At 48.2% G+C, this 19240-nt stretch carries 16 protein-coding genes; 11 read left to right on the top strand and 5 right to left on the bottom strand.

Features of this window, described 5'->3' with window-relative positions:
- The first annotated feature begins 61 nt into the window (after positions 1-61).
- Positions 62-1393 carry an amidohydrolase gene (locus ACXAGX_RS01950; protein WP_474836208.1) on the top strand — a complete coding sequence of 444 codons (1332 nt, stop codon included), beginning with the start codon at positions 62-64 and terminating at the stop codon, positions 1391-1393.
- A gap of 388 nt (positions 1394-1781) precedes the next feature.
- The gene (locus tag ACXAGX_RS01945) at positions 1782-2054 is read left to right on the top strand and encodes a hypothetical protein (protein ID WP_474819049.1); all 273 of its coding nucleotides are present in this window, start codon (positions 1782-1784) and stop codon (positions 2052-2054) included.
- Here ACXAGX_RS01945 and ACXAGX_RS01940 read toward each other — a convergent pair whose 3' ends face one another.
- Positions 2055-3227, bottom strand: coding sequence for a diguanylate cyclase domain-containing protein (locus ACXAGX_RS01940; RefSeq protein ID WP_474836206.1), 1173 nt, complete (start codon positions 3225-3227; stop codon positions 2055-2057).
- A 416-nt stretch (positions 3228-3643) separates the two neighbouring features.
- On the opposite strand from ACXAGX_RS01940, the gene ACXAGX_RS01935 reads away from it, so the two are divergent.
- From ACXAGX_RS01935 to ACXAGX_RS01925, 3 genes are all read left to right on the top strand, one after another.
- Positions 3644-5674: a BCCT family transporter gene (locus ACXAGX_RS01935; protein ID WP_474836204.1), complete on the top strand. Its 2031-nt coding sequence runs from the start codon at positions 3644-3646 to the stop codon at positions 5672-5674.
- Between the two features lie 218 nt (positions 5675-5892).
- Positions 5893-7776, top strand: a complete 1884-nt coding sequence (locus ACXAGX_RS01930; RefSeq protein WP_474836202.1) for a CocE/NonD family hydrolase — start codon at positions 5893-5895, stop codon at positions 7774-7776.
- A gap of 100 nt (positions 7777-7876) precedes the next feature.
- Positions 7877-8548 carry an MBL fold metallo-hydrolase gene (locus ACXAGX_RS01925; RefSeq protein ID WP_474836200.1) on the top strand — a complete coding sequence of 224 codons (672 nt, stop codon included), beginning with the start codon at positions 7877-7879 and terminating at the stop codon, positions 8546-8548.
- 86 nt (positions 8549-8634) lie between these two features.
- Here the strand turns inward: ACXAGX_RS01925 and ACXAGX_RS01920 are convergent, their stop codons facing one another.
- Positions 8635-9237, bottom strand: coding sequence for a glutathione S-transferase family protein (locus ACXAGX_RS01920; RefSeq protein WP_474819063.1), 603 nt, complete (start codon positions 9235-9237; stop codon positions 8635-8637).
- Positions 9238-9374: 137 nt separating this feature from the next.
- Between ACXAGX_RS01920 and ACXAGX_RS01915 the strand changes: the two genes are divergently transcribed.
- On the top strand, positions 9375-10283 hold the full coding sequence (locus tag ACXAGX_RS01915) for a LysR family transcriptional regulator (RefSeq protein WP_474836198.1): 909 nt from the start codon (positions 9375-9377) through the stop codon (positions 10281-10283).
- Between the two features lie 94 nt (positions 10284-10377).
- Here the strand turns inward: ACXAGX_RS01915 and ACXAGX_RS01910 are convergent, their stop codons facing one another.
- Both ACXAGX_RS01910 and ACXAGX_RS01905 read right to left on the bottom strand, forming a co-directional pair.
- On the bottom strand, positions 10378-11505 hold the full coding sequence (locus ACXAGX_RS01910) for a glycerol dehydrogenase (protein ID WP_474836196.1): 1128 nt from the start codon (positions 11503-11505) through the stop codon (positions 10378-10380).
- 144 nt (positions 11506-11649) lie between these two features.
- Complete coding sequence (locus ACXAGX_RS01905; RefSeq protein ID WP_474836194.1) at positions 11650-12501, bottom strand: MBL fold metallo-hydrolase; 852 nt, start codon at positions 12499-12501, stop codon at positions 11650-11652.
- Positions 12502-12890: 389 nt separating this feature from the next.
- Here ACXAGX_RS01905 and ACXAGX_RS01900 point away from each other — a divergent pair, with 389 nt between their 5' ends.
- The 5 genes from ACXAGX_RS01900 to cheD all read left to right on the top strand — a co-directional run bounded on the left by ACXAGX_RS01900 (position 12891) and on the right by cheD (position 17982).
- A complete protein-coding gene (locus ACXAGX_RS01900) occupies positions 12891-13259 on the top strand; it encodes a response regulator (protein WP_474836192.1) in 369 nt (122 codons plus the stop codon).
- A 475-nt stretch (positions 13260-13734) separates the two neighbouring features.
- A complete protein-coding gene (locus tag ACXAGX_RS01895) occupies positions 13735-14238 on the top strand; it encodes a chemotaxis protein CheW (protein ID WP_474819078.1) in 504 nt (167 codons plus the stop codon).
- A gap of 3 nt (positions 14239-14241) precedes the next feature.
- Complete coding sequence (locus tag ACXAGX_RS01890; RefSeq protein WP_474836190.1) at positions 14242-16530, top strand: methyl-accepting chemotaxis protein; 2289 nt, start codon at positions 14242-14244, stop codon at positions 16528-16530.
- On the top strand, positions 16531-17361 hold the full coding sequence (locus ACXAGX_RS01885; RefSeq protein WP_474836188.1) for a CheR family methyltransferase: 831 nt from the start codon (positions 16531-16533) through the stop codon (positions 17359-17361). It begins immediately after the preceding gene.
- Between the two features lie 12 nt (positions 17362-17373).
- A complete protein-coding gene (gene cheD, locus ACXAGX_RS01880; RefSeq protein WP_070126423.1) occupies positions 17374-17982 on the top strand; it encodes a chemoreceptor glutamine deamidase CheD in 609 nt (202 codons plus the stop codon).
- 48 nt (positions 17983-18030) lie between these two features.
- Here the strand turns inward: cheD and ACXAGX_RS01875 are convergent, their stop codons facing one another.
- Positions 18031-19203 carry a pyridoxal phosphate-dependent aminotransferase gene (locus ACXAGX_RS01875; protein WP_474836186.1) on the bottom strand — a complete coding sequence of 391 codons (1173 nt, stop codon included), beginning with the start codon at positions 19201-19203 and terminating at the stop codon, positions 18031-18033.
- Positions 19204-19240 lie beyond the last annotated feature (37 nt).

The raw sequence follows: 19240 nt of genomic DNA, 5'->3' as shown, positions 1-19240 counted from the left end.
CACCACTATTTCATCCTCTCCCCCACTAGGGTATTGTTTTTACAAACAAGGAGATCCTGAAATGAACAAATTTTTGAAAACAGGTGTGTGTCTGGCGGTGTTAGGTTTTAGTAGTGCCAAGGCACTAGCTGAGCCGGTGGCGGTTGAATCTGCAATTCAGGATGACCTCCCTCAGCTAATGGAGCTGTATAAGCACCTCCATGCGAATCCTGAACTGAGTGGTTATGAAGTAGAAACCGCCAAGTTACTGGCAGACAAAGCGCGCAAGCTTGGCTTTGAGGTCACTGAAAAAGTGGGCGGCACCGGTGTTGTGGCAGTGATGGAAAATGGCCCTGGCCCAGTGGTACTTATTCGCGCTGATATGGATGGCTTGCCCGTGGTAGAGCAAACCGGGTTACCTTTCGCTTCTACGGTTACAGCAACGACCGATGACGGCGTGGAATCCGGCGTAATGCATGCTTGCGCTCACGATACCCACATGTCTGGCTGGATGGGCACCGCTCAGCAACTGGTGAAGTTCAAAGATCAGTGGTCTGGCACGGTGGTAATGATTCTGCAGCCCGCCGAAGAGCGGGGCAAGGGTGCACGGGATATGCTGGCTGATGGCCTTTTTGAGCGCTTCCCCAAACCTGACTACGCGTTTGCCTTCCATAACTCAGCTGCCATTCCGGCAGGCGTTATTGGTTACACCCCTGGTTTTACCTTTGCTAATGTGGATAGCGTAGATATCAATATTAAAGGCATTGGCGGCCACGGTGCGTATCCTCAGGCAACCAAAGATCCAGTAGTACTGGGCAGTCGCATTGTTACTTCACTGCAAACATTGGTAAGCCGTGAGCTGGATCCACTGGATTCTGCTGTGGTAACTGTGGGCAGCTTTATCGCTGGTTCCAAGCACAACATCATTTCTGACAAAGCCACGCTGCTGTTAACAGTAAGAAGCTACTCTGATGAAACTCGTCAGAAGTTGCTGGATGGCATCGCCCGTATCGCCAAAGGTGAGGGAATTGCCGCTGGTTTGTCTGATGATATGCTGCCGGAGGTGGTGGTGAAAGACGAATACACCCCAGCGGCCTATAACAACCCTGAATTTGCTGTTGAAATGACGGATTACTTCAAGGCCGAGATGGGCGATGAAATGGTTACCGAGGTGCCGCCAACCATGGCTGGTGAGGATTTCGGTCGTTACTACCGGGCAGATAAATCCATTAAGAGTTTGCTGTTCTGGGTAGGCGGTGTGCCAGAAGAACGCTGGGAAGCTGCGCAGAGTGGTGAGCAGAAGCTGCCGTCATTACACAGCCCGTTCTGGGCACCAGATGCTGAAAAGGTGATTAGTAGCGCCACCGAAGCGCTGACACTGGCTACGATGAAGGTGTTGGCGAAGCCTGAGTAAATTGAATGAATTTAGGAGTTGGCGGAGACCTGGTGCTTCAGTTACCTGCGGGCTCCCCACTTTTTAAGCCACTAAAAGACATACCGCAATTAATGTAAAAGCGTAGAAAGTCGCAAAAATCCATTCCCGCCGTGATTCACGTTTCATATCTACTTTGTGTTCGTTCCAACTTTTCATTACGCCCTCCGTCTGCTGCCTGTTTACCTGAAGACTAGTTCAGTGGTCAGATTAAAGCGAAAAAATATTTGCAGGTAAAATTACATTAACTACTCACAGTCCTGGTCTAGTGGCGAAAACAGACCATAAGCCCAGTTAAATTTGGTGAATGGATTAAATAGCCTGTCTAACGAAAATGACTTCTTGGCAGTTCGCAGAACAGAGGATTGTTATGAATGCGAAAACCAGCGTTACTAATATTTTGATAATATTTTTCTTTCTAACCGTTGCCGGGGTTTTGCTGGTGGCTTCAGGCTACGCGCTTGCAAAACATCAACGCTTAGCATCTGCGAGTGTTGCCGGTCTTGCTGTTATAGTATGTTTGGTTGCAACACAACGTATTGAATCCTTGAAGCTGAATAAAGAATTCTTCAAAAGGTTTATCCAGCTTATCGCTTTCCTCATTGTGTTCTTCAGTATTATTTCAACATTTACGGCGAATTAGTTAATGCCGTATTTCTCCAAATTGCGAAATCAATTCAGACAGAGCGGTGCACTGTTTATGGATACGCTCAACAGCCTGATCAATTTGCGGTATCTGTTTCCCTTCAGCCATTAACTTAATCAAATCAGCCTCAAGAGACACAACATTCAGGTCGTTTCTCATTTGATGAAGTTTTTTACGTATAGACTGTGCCTTCTGATTTGCAGATTCAGTGGGCGAATTAAAAGAGGTGTATTTCATGGCCGCTGACGGAGCAGCAAGACTGAATAAAGGCTCTTGTTTCTGATACAACACTGCATTGTTCTTACCTTTCGATTTCGCTTCATACAAAGCCGAATCTGAAGCGGAATAAAGTGCGTCCAGGGTTTGCGCGTGTTGGGGGAAACAAGCAATACCAATGCTGGCAGAGATTTTCACTGGTATTTTATTTATTGAATAAGGGGCCGAAATCACTTCAAGCAATTTATCTGCTATCCGGGTAATTTCGTCTTCAGACTCCAATGCTTCACATAGCAGAAAGAATTCGTCTCCTCCGCCTCTGGCCACATTGTCAGTAACCCGTACAGCACCTTCAATCCGTTGGGCACATTGTTGTAACAGTGAGTCTCCAGTGGGATGACCATGGGTGTCATTTACGCCTTTAAAGCCATCCAGGTCTAAACTGAACAGAGCCAAGTGAGGCTCTGCTCCACTGCCGCTCTGGGCCAGTTTAACGCTCGCTGCCGCATTAAAACCCCGTCGGTTTAACAGCCCGGTAAGGGGGTCGGTATTTGCCTCCTGTTTAAGCGAGTTAATACGCTGGTTGCGCTGAACAGCAAAGCGGAGAACTCTGTCGATGGCATCAGGGCGGAACTCCCCTTTTCTGATGAAGTCCTGTGCACCCATTCTCATGATGTCTGAGGCCAGGCGTGAGCTTGACTCACCAGTATAAATAACGACTGCCAGTTCAGGATATAGTTTGCACAGGCTAGCCGGCGCCTGCTCACCCTCTGCATCTGGCAAACCCAAATCAACCAGCGCAATGTCAAACGCAGTAGCTCCGGCGTTAAGGTGACTGAGTGCCTCTTTAACGGTACTAACATGCGTAATCTGATAATTGTGGTCAATTTCTTTTAATGCCCTAATTAAAGAATCAGCCGTAGGTTTCTGATCTTCTATTAGTAATAAGCGCAAAATACGCCTCCGTCTGGCCAATTACAGGCTGTGATACATACCTGATGTTTAACAGGGAAATAAGAACGCCACATAAGCCGTTTAAGCATAGCGTCGATATTAATGAAAGTTAATTTATAGCAACTTGCATGCAAATAAAGCGGAAATTTACAAAAAAATATTAAATTCAATGGTTTGCTACGCTTTCGTGAAAAAGTGAGACTGGTAAATGCAGAATGAGCTTATGCAATCAGGTAAAATATATACATTTTTGAGTAAGATATTTATCCCACAGCCGGGAAGCAAGCTGAGCTATCATCCCAGATCATTACATCCACCAGACAACCTGAACCAATCCATCCTCCTTCCAGTAGTAAACAGAAAGTTAAAACAATACCAACAGCACGCAACTTATCTGTCACTGACAAGGATTCTTCATGAAAGGCAAAGCGAATAGCTCTACCATTCTTCTTCCTGTATTTCTTCCGGCTGTAGCCATTATTTTATTGTTGGTGATTGGTACCATCAGTAACCCCGATATGGCGGGGGAGGCATTTGATGCCACGCTCGCCTGGATCACCAAAACCTTTGGCTGGTTCTACATGCTGTCTGTGGCCATTTTTCTGGTATTCATTGTTGCTGTGGCGTCATCGAGTTGGGGGAATATTAAGTTGGGCCCTGACCACGCCGAGCCCCAGTACAGTTTTCCCGAGTGGTTTGCCATGTTGTTTTCTGCTGGCTACGGTGTGGCGTTGCTTTACTTTGGTGTTGCGGAACCGGTTTTGCACTATTCCTCACCGCCCGCAGGTGCGGCTGAAACAGTAGACGCTGCCAAGCAGGCCATGCAGATTGCATTCTTTCATTGGGGTTTCCATATCTGGGCGATTTATGGGCTGGTGGGCCTGGTGCTAGCTTACTTTGCCTTTCGTCACGGCTTACCGCTTTCCATTCGTTCTGCGCTATATCCGCTTATCGGTGACAAAATTTACGGCCCGATTGGGCATGCTGTCGACGTGTTCGCGATTCTGGGCACACTGTTCGGTATTGCCACTACGCTTGGCTTATCGGTCACGCAGATAAACGCGGGCTTGCATTATCTTTCTGACGATATTCCCATCGACATCATGGTGCAGGTGGGCACTATTGCTATTGTCACTGTTGCGGCGACGGTTTCGGTAATTGCGGGTATGGATAAGGGCGTAAAGCGCTTATCTATTTTGAATATGATCCTCGCTGTTGCATTGATGACCACGGTGTTTATCTTCGGTGAAACGGTACATATTCTTGAAGCGTTTCTACAGAACACGGGCAGCTATCTAAGCGGCATTGTAGAGCGCACATTCAACATTCAGGCGTATAGTCGAAGCGATTGGATTGGTAACTGGACGCTGTTTATCTTTGGCTGGACCATTGCTTGGGCGCCTTTCGTCGGCATGTTCATCGCTAAAATCAGCCGCGGCAGAACCATCCGTCAGTTTGTCTTCGGAGTGATGCTGGTGCCTACCATGTTCACCTTTCTTTGGTTCTCCGTATTTGGCGATACCGCGCTGAACGCTATCATGAACGAAGGCGTGAATACATTGATCACCGATGTGCAGGATAACGAGGCCATAGCGCTATTTAAGCTTTACGACTTACTGCCGGGCTCGTCGATCATGTCTGGCCTTACGGTGCTGCTTATCATCACATTCTTCGTGACGTCTTCAGATTCTGGTTCTTTAGTCATCGATTCCCTGGCTTCAGGTGGTAAAGAAGAAAGCCCGGTATGGCAGCGTATTTTTTGGGCGTTTCTGGAAGGAACGGTTGCCGCAGTGCTATTGCTGGCAGGCGGGCTGAGTGCGTTGCAAACCATGACAATAACCAGTGCATTGCCGTTCGCCGTAATCATGCTAATGGCTGCTGCCGGGTTGTGGCGTGCGCTTATCATCGAAGGTTATCGCAACAACAGCCTGCAGGCGAACACGCTGAACCGCAATCGTGGGCGTTCTGCAAACCTCAAAGGGCGTCTGGCAGCCATGGTGGAATACCCGACCCGCAAAGAGGTGCACGAGTTTATTGAAACGACCGTGATTGAAGCCATGAAAGAAATGCAGTCTGAGCTTAAACACAAAGAGTGGGATGCAAACGTGGAATTCGATAGCGAAATGGGCCGGGCACTCTTTACCGTTGAGCGCCACGAGCACATGGACTTTATTTACGACATCCGCATGACCGAGCATCTGGTTCCAGGATTCAGCTATGCTGAGCTGCGTCACGAAGACGATGAATCAGAAAAGTACTTCCGCGCAGAGGTATTCCTGCGTCGGGGTGGCCAGGCTTACGACATTTACGGATATGACAAACAAAGTATTGCGAAGGATATTTTGGATCAGTTCGAGAATTATCTTCACTTCCTCGATACCAGCCCTGGTGAGTTGCCTTGGGAGATGGACGCACATGACGAAATGTTGAATAAACCAGAAAGTTAAACCACCAAAGCCACTGCACCTGTTATTGGTGTTCATAAGGCGCTTCATCTACGGAGCGCCTTCACTTCAAACCACACGCTCACGCCGACAACCGCATCATCTACCGCTTTCATCAGAAACCCGCCCTTTACGCACCCGTAACAGTGCTAGACTGCGTTCACGCTGCCCATACGTGCATTGGCGGCGAACCAACTCTGAACGATTACCCGGAGATAACTATGACAATAAAGGTAAAGTTGCCAGCATTTTTGCTGGCGCTAGCGGTACTGTTTTCCGCTTTTAGTGCCACGGCGGCGACGGAAGACAAACGGGCGGAATATATTCGCTCACATTATGCAAAGTATGAGTACAACGTGCCCATGCGCGATGGCAAAACCCTGTTTACCTCAGTGTATGTGCCCAACGACCAATCGAAGAAATATCCCATGCTGATGCAGCGCACGCCTTATCGTGTTGCGCCATACGGCACCGACAAATATAAAACCCGCTTAGGCCCCAGTGAGAAGTTTGAGCAGGAAGGTTTTATCTTTGTATTTCAGGACGTGCGCGGTAAGCAAATGTCCGAGGGTGAGTTCGTGAACATGCGTCCTCAGGATGCTTACAAGCGCGGCAAGAAAGCTGTGGATGATGCGACCGACGCCTACGACACCATCGACTGGCTGGTAAAGAATATCCCTAACAACAACGGCAAAGTAGGCCAGTGGGGCATTTCTTACCCCGGCTACTACACCTCTGTGTCTGCAATTAACAGCCACAAAGCATTGAAAGCGATTTCTCCACAAGCCCCGATTGCTGACTGGTTCTTCGATGATTTCCACCGTAACGGTGCGTTTTCCACACCCATGGCATTTATCTTCTTTGATTCATTCGATAAGCCTCGAGACGGCGTGTTTCCGTGGTCTGAAGAACGCCGCGATTTGCCTACACAAGACGGCTACCAGTTTTATCATGAGTTAGGTTCTCTGAAGAATGTAAATGAGAAATACTTCCACCATGAACGTCCGTTCTGGGATGAGCTAACGCAGCACCCGAACTACGATGATTACTGGAAAGCCCGTGATGTACTGCAGCATCTTGATAATGTGAAACCGGCCGTACTGGTTGTGGGTGGCTGGTACGACACCGAAGATCTGTATGGTCCTCTGGCGACTTACAAAACCATGTCTGACAACAACAATAAAGACAATGTACAACTGGTCATGGGCCCCTGGTATCACGGTCAGTGGATTCGTGACAAAGGTGAAAACCTGGGACTGGCACAGTTCGGTTTTGAAACCAGCATCTACTTCCAAGACAACATCTTGCTGCCATTCTTTAATCAACATTTAAAAGACGACAGCAAAGTGGCCTACAAGCCGCAAACCACCATGTTCGAAACCGGTGCAAACCGTTGGCGTACCTTTGAAACCTGGCCGCCAAAGCAGGTGAGCGAGAAAACCTGGTACCTAACGGCAGATGAATCAATTTCTGATAAGCCGTCTGCCGACAAACAAGGCTTTGACGAATACCTCAGCGACCCGAATAAACCGGTTCCACATTCTGCAAGTATCAGCCGCGGTTGGGATCGCCCGTACATGGCGGAAGATCAGCGTTTTGCTGCACGCCGTCCTGACGTACTGATTTACAACTCCGAGCCCATGGAATCGGACATGACCATTGCCGGTCCAGTAGATGTATCGCTGTGGGTATCTACCACCGAATCTGCGGCAGACTTCGTGGTGAAAATTGTTGATGTGTTCCCGGGTGTTGATGAAAACACCAATAAGGTCGACCGCGAGACCGACAACCGCCATGAACTGGTACGTTGGGGCATTATCCGTGGCCGTTTTCGTAACAGCTTCAGTGAGCCTGAGGCATTTACGCCAAACTCGCCTACTGAAGTGAAGTTCCAACTGTACGATGTACTGCACGACTTCAAACGCGGCCACAAACTGCAAATTCAAGTACAGAGCAGCATGTTCCCGTTCATGGACATGAACCCGCAGAAGTACGTAGAAAATATCTTTGAAGCCGATGACAGTGATTTTGTGAAAGCCTTCCACCGCGTGTATCGCACGGAAGACATGCCAAGCAATATCTCGTTTACCGTGTTGGAGAAGTAATATCTTGTTCGGTTAGCGCTTGTCCACAGCGCTAACCGTCATGATCTAAATGCTGCCTACATTAATATAAACGAGACGTTATATTTTTAGGCAGTACCCCATGCAAGTAAGAGCTTTCAAGGCGGAAGGTTTCGCTCAGCTTTCATACCTTATTTCTGAAGGAACAAAGGCCATTGTTGTCGACCCTCATTTGGATATCGGCACATACCTGAATGCTGCGGAAGGCCTTGGGGTGAAGATATGCTTTGTGTTGGAAACGCACAGAAGCCTTGATTTTGTCTCTGGGGGCCAAGCGCTCGCCGAGCTTCTGGGTATTCCTGTTTATCACGGCGTTCGCAGAGATTGCATCAATAACTACACAACAGCCGTAGAGGATGGTGACGTACTTCACGCAGGTAAGCTGAAAGTGACTGTACTTGAAACACCAGGCCATACCAAAGACAGCGTGTGTTATCAGGTTGCCAATACCCGTATTTGCGATAAGACCGAAGTCATATTTACCGGTGATACTCTTTTCGTAAATAGTGCCGGTCGAAACGATATTTACCCTGACGAAAAAGCCTACATTTCCCCAGCACTCTTTCAAAGCTTAAATAAACTTATGCACCTTCCTGATCACGTAGTCGTTTACCCCGCTTATGGCGCAGGCTCGGTGTGTGGTGGCGAACTGATGGAGCGGGAGTTTTCTACGATAGGTTATGAAAAGCAGTGTAATCCTCGTTTGCAACTCGGCATTCACGACAACTTTGCCAGAAGTGCAATTAACGGCTAACTAAATAAAAAACGGAGACCAGGCGGCCTCCGTAAAACGCTGCAGGCTTAGCTCAAAGCCCATCGCAACGGGTTCGTAACGTGCGCTTACTTCGCAATTCCCGGCATACCATTAAAACCAGGAAGCGCCTTGATGCGTGCTATCCATTTATTAATCGCAGGATAGTCGGCAAGTGAAACGCCACCTTCTGGAGCCAGTGCGACATAAGGCATAACAGCACAGTCGGCAATGGTCGGGCGAGCCAGTGCCAGCCAGTCGTTGTGCTGCAGGTGGTCTTCCAGCAGTGCCAAGATCCTTTCAGAATTCGCAATAGTGGTAGGTTTGTGAAGTTCGTAGCCAAATTTATCCACTAAGCGTGCTGCATTAGGGCCATGCTGAATTTCATTCGATGCGGTAGACAACCATTGCTGCACTTCTGCCATTTCTACTGCATTAGAAGGCAGCCAGCTTTCCAGCTCATGGAAGCGTGCCAGGTAAACAAGAATTGCCTGCGCGTCACGTAATACCACATCGTTATGCTCGAACACCGGCAGTTCGCCGAAGGGGTTCAGCGCCAGCATTTTTTCAGATTTGTGCTCGCCGCCGAGAAAATCAACGGGAATAATGTCGAGGTCGATGTTAGCCAACGCGGCGAACAGTCTTACTTTAAAGCAGTTGCCAGATAATTCTAAATCGTAGAGTTTCATCATTTTCTCCCCCAGGCGGGTGTCTTTTTAACAAGTTTCAAACAGATTAATCGGTCCGCTTTTCGCAAAAAATATGCAATAGTTGATTTCTGTAAACCGTTTTTCGCACTAATTGGAAATTCGACAAGAGGAATTGCACGTTGGACAAACTAAAAGCCATGCGGGTGTTTGTTGAAATTGCTGACGCCAATAGTCTCACCGGGGCGGCGAAAGTGCTCAGTATGTCGCTGACTTCTGTAGTGCGGAGTTTAGCCGGGCTTGAAGAGAACCTTGGGGTACGTTTGTTCAATCGAAATACCCGCAAAATTGTGATTACAGACGAGGGGCGTGAATATTACCAACGGTGCCGCACCATTCTCAGTGAAATTGAAGATGCTGAATCCATGCTGTCAGAGCGACAGGCTGAGCCCCTTGGACGTGTTTCTGTTACCGCACCGGTCACGTTTGGCAAGCGCCATGTGGCACCCAAAATAAATGCCTATCTGGGGAAGTATCCGAAAATGACGGTGGATCTGATTTTTGTCGATCGCACGGTGGATATGTTGTCTGAGGGGATTGATATTGCGGTGCGCATTGGTCGCATAGGTAATCACGACTTAGTTGCCCGGCAGTTAGGTAAAATGCGACACGTATTATGCGCTAGCCCCGATTTTCTGGCGTCGAGAGTGATGATTCGCTCCCTTGAGGACATCCGCAACCAGCCTTCTATTCAACTAAGCGCACTGGATCACAACGACGAATGGTCTTTTGAGACTAATGGAGAAGCGGTTAAAATGCCATTGCAGAGCCGACTTTCAACCAATCAGGTAGACGTTGCCTTGAATGCCTGTATTAACGGTGTCGGGCTTTGTCGTTTTTTGCACTATCAAGTCATAGATGCAGTTAAACGCGGTGAGCTTTGTATCTTGTTGGAAGACTATGAGCCACGTCCATTACCCGTGCATCTGCTGTATGCGCCAGTAAAGCTACAGACTAAGAGATTGCGCTCGATGACAGAGTGGCTAACCCGTTCGCTTCAGCGGGATCTGGAGCTTGTCAGTAGCTCTTAAGCGGCAAGTGCTGTTTTCTCTTTTGCGTCTATTGAAAAATTGGGGGCGCAGTGAAAAGCCGCCCATCGTTGTTTAACGTTAGACGGCTGTAATCTCAGTAAAAGTGTAAAGCTTCCGCTTGCGCTTTGTATCTTTCAGCCATGGCATTCGCGGCAATCATTGCTTGATAAACATCGTCTTCAGAGACTTCCATGGTCATGTTGCCCATGGTATCGCCTTCGGCACAGGCAATTTTAGCCACTGTGCGCCATTCTTCCTCAACGAAGTTTTTCAGCCCCATGTCGGACAGTGTCAGCGGTAGACGAGCGGTTTTAATGATGCGAACCACCTCATCAATTTCTGCTTTGGGCGCGTTTTCCAACACCAGTTGCGTTAACAAACCAAACACCACTTTCTCGCCGTGTTGAACTCTGTGTAAATCAGACACTGCAGACATACCGTTATTCACCGCGTGCGCTGCTGCCAAACCACCCGCTTCGGCACCCACACCGCTAAGATAAATGGTCGCTTCAACAATTTGCTGGAGTGCTGGTGTCACAATCTTATTGTCGATGGCATCCATTGCCGCATCAATGTTTTCGCGCAGCATGGTGTAACAAAGTTCTGCCAGACCAAGACCAGTGCGAGATGGCTTTTTCAAAACCAGGTTCACCCCGTCTGAGGCATAACAGGTGCGGGCTTCGAAGTAAGTGGCAAGGGCATCACCCACACCGGCAGAGAAGAATCGAGCCGGGGCTGCACTTAGAATATTCATATCCGCAATAACCGCATCTGGGTTCTGTGGCAGGAACAAATATTCGTCGAATTCGCCATCTTCTTTGTACAGGACTGCCAGCGCAGTACAAGGGGCATCAGTAGAGGCTATAGTGGGATAAAGCACAACGGGTAATTTCAGGTGATAAGCTGTGGCCTTGGCGGAATCCAGCGTTTTCCCGCCACCTATTCCCACGATTACGTTGGCATGATTTTCCTCAGAAAGCGCCGCCAGGCGTTGTACTTCCTGCTTGGTACATTCGTAATTAAATTTTTCAACGTGAGATTTAATGCTGTTTTCATTCAGGCCGGGAACGGCTTCTTCTTTTACGCGATTAAGAATGAATTCATCACTGATAATGAAAGCATTATCACCGAAGTCGCTCACATATTCACTGAGCTGACCAAGAAGGCCTTTACCGATATAGAATTTTTTAGGTGAGGTGACAGTGCGAGGTGTAACGGACATAAGTCCTCCTGATGGATTTGTAAGAAGCGTCTCCCTGAAAGGGGAGGTAGGATACAAATAACCAAATAAGGTCACCTGTACCATTTTCCATCATAAGGTGCGGTGAGTTGCCGGTATTTGACGAAGAACAAATAATCAGCAGCTTTAGGGCCGCATTTCAAGGTAGGAGCGCGAGATAAGCTGGTTATAAACCCCTTCGATATTCAGTCCTACCCATTCATCGTACATTTTCAAATCTGACCAGGCAGAAAGGGCATCTGTTTTTTGAATCTCAGAGAGGCTTTTCCCAGCAAGAATTCCGTCGAGTACGGTTTGGTGAAGGGTAACCAGATATTCGTGATAGTTTTCCACATCTTCGTAGTTGCCTGTATCTGCATGCCCGCCAACGAATTGATCGAAGGGTTCACGCAAAATGGTTTCGGTTGACGTGATCATGCCTTCAATATCGTAACCCATCAGGTTTTTATAAGGCAGGCGACCGAGCGTTATCCAATCCACCACCATCAGTAAGTTGTCTGGCTGCACTCGCACCGCAACATTGCCGTAGCCATTATTGGGGCCAAGGTATTCTAGGTTGATCTGTTTCTCCCCTGCATACAGGGTAAAACTGTCACTGAATACGTTTGAAGGAATTGTGGTTTCAGCCTGGGTTCGCACCAGATTAGCCCTCGCGTCCTCGTGACTAATGAAGACCGTTTGGCCATTATCAAAAACGTCACCTCCATAACTGTGATCAGGATGGCTATGGCTGTAAATGACGTATTTCACCGGTTTGTTAAAGCGTGTTTTCACCGTGTTTTTAAGCCACTGCGCTGCATCATGATTGAGAGGATCAACCAGAACAACGCCATCAGCCGTGTTCAAAACCAATGCGCGGTAATTGCCAGCGACATAGCGATAAACATTGTTACCTAAGTCTTCAAGCCTATATTCCTCGGTTTGCGCAAAAACAGAAAGCGAAGTAACGGCACAGCATACTGCAATGGAATATTTCATGGTGGTCCCTGTTGGTAAATGAAAAGCGTCAGAATTCTTATGGTCCACACGACGTAAAGATCAAAACATGCTACCGCTTCTTATTTTCTTTTAAACACTCACTGCAATTCCTCGTTAATACGGTCTTAATGTTATGGCTTTGTATAACTTTGTATGGGCAGGCATCCCTGCTTGCCAGCTGTGAGCTCAAAAACAACGGTTATGTTAATTTTTCTAATTAAAACAGCTTTTTATGCAGATCTATATGCTGGTGTCGCAAATGTCGCATTAAGTCTTAATGTCGCTAAGTGGTCAAAAGTATAATTTCGGAATTACACATTCAGATCATACTTTGTTTCGATGCATTATCAGAGTGAAGTGCGGGCAGTATTCAAAGTGGAGAGCACACAATGAAAGCACGGGTTTTAGTGGTAGACGACTCCGTCTCTATTCGGCAAATGGTAGAGATGACATTACGTTCGGCTGATTTCGACGTGACATTGGCCGAAGATGGACAGCATGCCCTCGAGGTCTGCTCAAACAAAGCCTTCGACTTTGTGTTAACCGATCAGAATATGCCACGCATGGACGGCCTAAGTCTTATTCGCGCGTTGCGGACTAATCAAACCTTTCAGCGTACGCCCATAGTGATGCTGACTACCGAGTCTAGTGATGACATGAAGCAGCAGGGGCGGGCAGCCGGTGCGACAGGTTGGATGGTTAAGCCCTTTGACCCCAATAAATTGATTGCGGTTTTAGGCAAGCTAATGAGCCGTTAACGGCATGTACTACGCATCTTTTTTATACCTAAATTTTACCGGAAATCAGGTGCTTTTTATTTGCTAAGCATCTTTCCTCTAGCATTCATAACGTATGTGCAGCTGCCCGAACACAGAGATCGCGGCAAATTTATTGTTATCGCGACAACAAAAATAATCCATAAAAATCAAGCGAGTCAGCTGTTTGTGATGAATCCGGCGAAGTAGGTATAAATAAACTTACCATTAAGGGTCACTTTGAAAGTCGCATTTTTTCGATTCCTCGACTAAATACTATTGAGGCACAAAAATTAAACAACGTCGTGTCAGTACCTAATCAGTAAAAAATGAGCCCAGTGGTCCCGCGAGCTTTATCACCAGTTCGCACTGGCTATGATCCCCAAGATCCAGCGCTACGACCACTCATGGCTTGGGCTGAAGTGTGAATGAGTGATTTTTAACTAACGTTAGCAAGCGCGGAAGAGGAGCTGAATGTATGAGCGAAGCCGCCGTACAACAAACCGATATGGCAGGTGACGACCGTGAGTTTCTGAGTTTTGTCCTGGGCGACGAGCATTACGCCCTCGATATCACAACGGTTAAAGAAATTCGCGGTTACGAGCAGGTAACAAAAATCGCCAATGCCCCTGACTTCATAAAAGGGGTCATGAACCTGCGGGGCGATATTGTTCCAGTGGTAGACCTGCGGATTAAGTTCAACGTTGGTGAAGCTACTTACAACGAATTCACCATAGTAATCATGCTGAATGTCGATGAGCGAATCGTCGGCATTGTGGTGGATGGCGTTTCCGACGTTATCCGCCTGTCAGATGAAGAAATGTTGCCACCCCCGGAATTTGGTGTGGCATTTGATAGTCGCTATTTACATGGTTTGGCGGATGTGGACGAAACCATGGTCATTCTTGTCAATATTGAAAGCTTAATTAACAGTAATGAACTCGGTCTGGTTGAAATTGGTCAGGCTGGCGTAGGAGAGTAATCGATGGGTGTTTTTAAATGGTTGAGTGGTGAAGATAATGCGGTCATCGGGTCGCTGGAAAGCATGCAGACGCTGGACGCATCGACTTCCAGCCTACTGATCCTAGACAGCCAAATGAATATTGTTGTGGCCAACAGAGCGTCGAAATCGCTGTTAGCGAACATTGAAGGTGATATACGCGCCAAGAACGGGGGCTTCTCTGCAGCGATGGTGGTGGGTAGCAACATTACTGCATTAGGTATACAAGCTTCTGCTGTACAACAGGCAGCCAACGCGTCTCCCGAAGGTGGTGTTACTGCATTGTCACTGCCTTCTCGAAGCGTGAAACTTAAAGTGACGCCGCTAAAAAATATTCGCGGTGAAGCAACGGCATACAGTGTCGAGCTTATCGATAACGAAGCTGACCAGCTAACCAAAGCGCTGACAGACTCACTCAATCGCGTTCAGGCTGTGATTCAGTTCGAGCCCGACGGCACCATCATTACTGCGAATGAAAACTTCTGCGGTGCGGTAGGGTATGAGCTCGAGGAGATTCAAGGTCAGCATCACCGTATGTTCTGTTTACCTGCCTATGTTTCTTCTGCGGAGTATAAAGATTTCTGGCGCAATCTGGCTAAAGGGCAAGTGTTCGCCGGTGAATTCTGTCGAATTCGCAAAGACGGCTCTGAAATCTGGATCAACGCATCTTATAATCCCGTTTACGACGAACACGGCAAAGTAATTCGGGTCGTGAAGTTTGCTACAGACATTACTGACGAAAAAATAAAGAATGCCTACTTGGGCGGGCAAATCGAAGCGATAAATCGTGCACAGGCGGTAATCGAATTCAACCTTGATGGCACCATAATTAATGCGAATGATAACTTCTGCGGGGCTATGGGCTATAAATTGGACGAGATTCAGGGCAAGCATCACAGCATGTTTGTTGATGCCGAATATCGCAAGAGTGCAGAGTACCAATCTTTCTGGGAGCAGTTGAAGAAAGGTATTTATTTCTCAGATGAGTTCCGCCGCATCAATAAAGCAGGCGATGACGTCTGGATTCAGGCGTCTTATAACCCAATTCTCGATCAGAACGGCGAACCCTACCGGGTGGTGAAATATGCTGTTGATATTACAGCCAGAGTTGAGGCGGTGCAGGCTATTCGTGCAACCATGAAAAAGCTCGTGGTGGGCGATTTGGATACGCCGCCGCTACACCTTGATGGTGATTTTGCCGAATTGGGTAACTCTATCAACCAGTTTGTGAGTGATATTAAGACCATTATCAGCCGCATCAGCGATGTGATGTCTGCTATGTCGGCGGGTGACCTTACACAGCGACTCACTGAAAATTACGAGGGAGAATTTGCGGTACTGGGAGATGCCATCAACTCCTTCTCGGAAGAAATCTCTGGCACCATTCGTTCCATTAACGATGCCGTAGATACCATTAATACCGCCTCTTCTGAAATTGCTACAGGTAACGCTGACCTCTCAAGTCGTACCGAACAGCAGGCTTCGAGTCTGGAAGAAACGGCGTCGGCCATGGAAGAGCTTACTGGCACGGTGCGCCTGAACGCAGAAAATGCAGAGCAGGCCAATATGCTGGCATCTCAGGCATCGAAAGTTGCCAACGAGGGCGGCGACTTGATTCGTCAGGTGGTTACCACCATGGGCGAAATTAATGCGTCTGCGCAGGAAATTTCCGACATCATTGGGGTTATTGATGGTATCGCTTTCCAAACCAACATTCTGGCACTGAATGCCGCGGTTGAAGCCGCAAGAGCCGGTGAGCAAGGTCGCGGGTTTGCCGTGGTTGCTTCCGAAGTTCGTACTCTGGCCCAGCGCTCAGCCGAAGCCGCGAAGGAAATTAAAGAGCTGATTTCCGACTCGGTATCGAAAGTGAACGGCGGTAACCAATTGGTGAACAAGTCTGGTGACACCATGGCAGAAGTGGTCACCGCGATTCAGCGGGTTAACGACATCATGTCCGAAATTTCCGCAGCTTCTTCTGAGCAAGCAACCAGCATCGAAGAAGTGGGTAAAGCAGTTAATAGCATGGATGAGATGACACAGCAAAACGCGGCTCTGGTTGAAGAGGCGGCAGCAGCGGCTGATAGCCTGCAACAGCAAGCCATTGGTCTGTCTGAGCGCGTGGCGATGTTTAAGCTGGATGGCGGTAGCATGCTTGCGCCACCACCTAAGCCTTCATCTAACGTTACCAGTAAACCCGCAATGCGCGTGGCTGCGAACACCGGGCGAGCGCTCAAGCCGAGTACACCTAGCGAAAACGAGTGGGAGTCGTTCTAAATGGCAACAGCATCCGCGGAGAAGACCGACAGAGAGTACGCATATAGTCAGGACGACTTCGAACGGGTGCGCGCCACCGTGTTTAAAATTGCTGGGATCAGGCTAGCAGACTCGAAAGAAACCATGGTGTATAGCCGCCTTTCCCGACGCCTTAGGGCGTTGGGAATTAAAAGCTTTCGAGATTATCTGGAGAAAGTAGAAAGAGACGATATTGAGCAGCAAGAGTTTGTGAACGCGCTCACTACCAACCTCACATCGTTTTTTCGTGAGGTGCATCACTTTGTTGCGCTGGAGAAGTTTCTCCGCACACATAAAAATGTGACCGCTATTTGGTGTGCAGCAAGCAGTACCGGTGAAGAGCCTTATTCTATTGCGATGACGGTGGCACAAGTGTTCGGTACGTTTCGCACCGGTATTAAAATTTATGCATCAGATATCGACTCTAAAGTGCTGGCGACGGCGAAAAACGGCGTTTACAAATACTCGTCTATTGAAAAAATGGACAAGAGTTTACAGAAGCAGTTTTTCTATCGCGGCACAGGGCCTAAGTCCGGTATGGTGAGAGTGGTTGATGAAGTGCGGGAAATGGTCGAGTTTCGTCAGATTAACTTGCTTCACGATGACTATGGCTTCAAAGAGAAAATGGACGTAATTTTCTGCCGTAATGTAATGATTTATTTCGATAAACCCACGCAGTACAAAGTGTTGAACAACCTTGTGGGCAATATGAAGCAAGACAGTTTATATATTGCGGGCCATTCTGAGCATTTTCAGGAGGCAACCCACTTGCTTAAACCGGTTGGCAAAACCATTTATGCACCCGTTCGGTAGACGTAACCGAACGTGCCTGACCACGATTTTAGCCGTCCACCCTCTTATTACGACTCTCGCTTCGGACGAGATGCAGTAAAGATTTTGCCCGGGCAATACTACGTTACCAGTGCAGATAAACTTATTGTTACCGTATTGGGTTCTTGCGTGGCGGTATGTTTATACGACCCCATCACCGAAGTAGGAGGCATGAATCATTTCATGCTTCCTAGCAACAATACGGTTAGCGCCGCATCGTTTGAGGCAAACCGCTACGGCGTGCATGCTATGGAAGTGCTGCTGAACGACTGCCTACGATTGGGCGCTGAAAAGAAACGTCTGGTGGCAAAGGTATTTGGTGGCGCACGGGTGCTACCAGGTTATGTGAGCAACGATATTGGGGCAACCAATGCGGCCTTTGGGCTTGAGTTTCTGCAAACAGAAAACATACCGGTACTCGCGCACGACTTATTGAAAAACTACGCCCGCAAGGTGTACTTCACGCCGTCAGATGGCTCTGTCATTATGAAACGCATATACGATATGCATAACAACACCATTTATGAGCGCGAAGCGGAATTGTCTGTAAAGGTAAATGCGGATACGAGCAAAACAGGAAGCGTGGATCTCTTTGATAACTAACGCGCGTTCCCTCACGCATTTAGCTTCTATTCAATGCAACGTCGCGCTTTAGGCTGATATACCCAACTTACTGACAAACTCACCCATTCGTTTAATGCCCAGTTCCAGTTCTTGTTCGGCAGCGGCAAATGATAAACGCACATAATCATCTCCGGTGGCCTGACCGAAGTCATTACCCGGGGTGAGGGCAACATGATGCGCTTCGAGCAATCGCTCGCAGAAATCCATGGCAGTTAGCCCCGTGGGCGTTACGTTGATGTACGCATAAAAGGCACCATCAGGTTCCACATCCACCGACAGCCCGATTCCTGCCAGACCTTCTAACACCAACTGGCGGCGATGCAGCAAAATATCACGACGACGTTCACATACATTCAGGGTTTCGGGCGTGAAACAGGCAAGAGCCGCATATTGCGCGGGTGTAGACGGGCAAATGTAGAGATTCTGCGCCAAACGCTCCATTACCGGTACCATTTCGTCTGGCACGACGCACCAGCCAAGACGCCAGCCTGTCATGCCGAAGTACTTGGAGAAACTGTTTATCACAATGGCGTCGGGATCAAATGCCAGGGCGGTTTGCCCATCATCATGATGGCTGAGGTTTAAATAGATTTCATCAACGATACGCCAGCACCCTTTTGCTTTGGCGAATTCGCAGATGGCTTGTAAATCGGCTTGGGAAACAGACGTACCGGTTGGATTAGAAGGGGAGGCCAACATGACGCCTTTGGTGGAACTCCGCCAGTTTGCTTTCACGCTCTGCGGCGTAAGTTGAAAGCGGTCTTCAGCACCCGCTGCAATACTTTGAAGCTGACCACCAAAAGCGCGGATAAACTGACGATTACAGGGATAAGCCGGGTCGGCGAGCATCACTTCATCACCTTCATTAATTAGCGCCGCGCAAACTAACAGCAGGGCGGCAGATGCACCAGCGGTTACCACCACATTATTGGGTTTCACTGCTACCCCATGACGAGTTTGATAGAACCCCGCGATGGCGTCACGAAGAGCAGGCAATCCCAGCGCAGATGTGTAGGGCAATTCGGCCTTTTCCATTAGCGCTTGCATGGCAGCCACTACAGGTTGCGGCGCACCAAAGTCTGGCTCACCGATATTGAGTCTGACAACATGAACACCCTGAGCTTCCAGCGCAGAGGCTTTTTCTGAAAATGCCATTGCATAAAATGGCGTGATGGCATTGGCGCGGTCTGAAAATTTCAACGTTTTTGCGTTCCCGTTACATGTTCTCCGATACATA

It is taken from the genome of Alteromonas sp. ABV4_515 (genome assembly GCF_056160345.1).
The sequence above is the reverse complement of the archived record's forward strand: the minus strand, read 5'-3'. Positions and strand labels throughout refer to the sequence as shown.

Excerpts from the sequence above, each read along its gene's own strand:
- ACXAGX_RS01935 (WP_474836204.1), top strand. The coding sequence starts at position 3,644 with ATGAAAGGCAAAGCGAATAGCTCTACCATTCTTCTTCCTGTATTTCTT.
- ACXAGX_RS01920 (WP_474819063.1), bottom strand. The coding sequence starts at position 9,237 with ATGATGAAACTCTACGATTTAGAATTATCTGGCAACTGCTTTAAAGTA.
- ACXAGX_RS01930 (WP_474836202.1), top strand. The coding sequence starts at position 5,893 with ATGACAATAAAGGTAAAGTTGCCAGCATTTTTGCTGGCGCTAGCGGTA.
- ACXAGX_RS01950 (WP_474836208.1), top strand. The coding sequence starts at position 62 with ATGAACAAATTTTTGAAAACAGGTGTGTGTCTGGCGGTGTTAGGTTTT.
- ACXAGX_RS01910 (WP_474836196.1), bottom strand. The coding sequence starts at position 11,505 with ATGTCCGTTACACCTCGCACTGTCACCTCACCTAAAAAATTCTATATC.
- ACXAGX_RS01905 (WP_474836194.1), bottom strand. The coding sequence starts at position 12,501 with ATGAAATATTCCATTGCAGTATGCTGTGCCGTTACTTCGCTTTCTGTT.
- ACXAGX_RS01945 (WP_474819049.1), top strand. The coding sequence starts at position 1,782 with ATGAATGCGAAAACCAGCGTTACTAATATTTTGATAATATTTTTCTTT.
- ACXAGX_RS01900 (WP_474836192.1), top strand. The coding sequence starts at position 12,891 with ATGAAAGCACGGGTTTTAGTGGTAGACGACTCCGTCTCTATTCGGCAA.
- ACXAGX_RS01885 (WP_474836188.1), top strand. The coding sequence starts at position 16,531 with ATGGCAACAGCATCCGCGGAGAAGACCGACAGAGAGTACGCATATAGT.
- ACXAGX_RS01890 (WP_474836190.1), top strand. The coding sequence starts at position 14,242 with ATGGGTGTTTTTAAATGGTTGAGTGGTGAAGATAATGCGGTCATCGGG.
- ACXAGX_RS01895 (WP_474819078.1), top strand. The coding sequence starts at position 13,735 with ATGAGCGAAGCCGCCGTACAACAAACCGATATGGCAGGTGACGACCGT.
- ACXAGX_RS01925 (WP_474836200.1), top strand. The coding sequence starts at position 7,877 with ATGCAAGTAAGAGCTTTCAAGGCGGAAGGTTTCGCTCAGCTTTCATAC.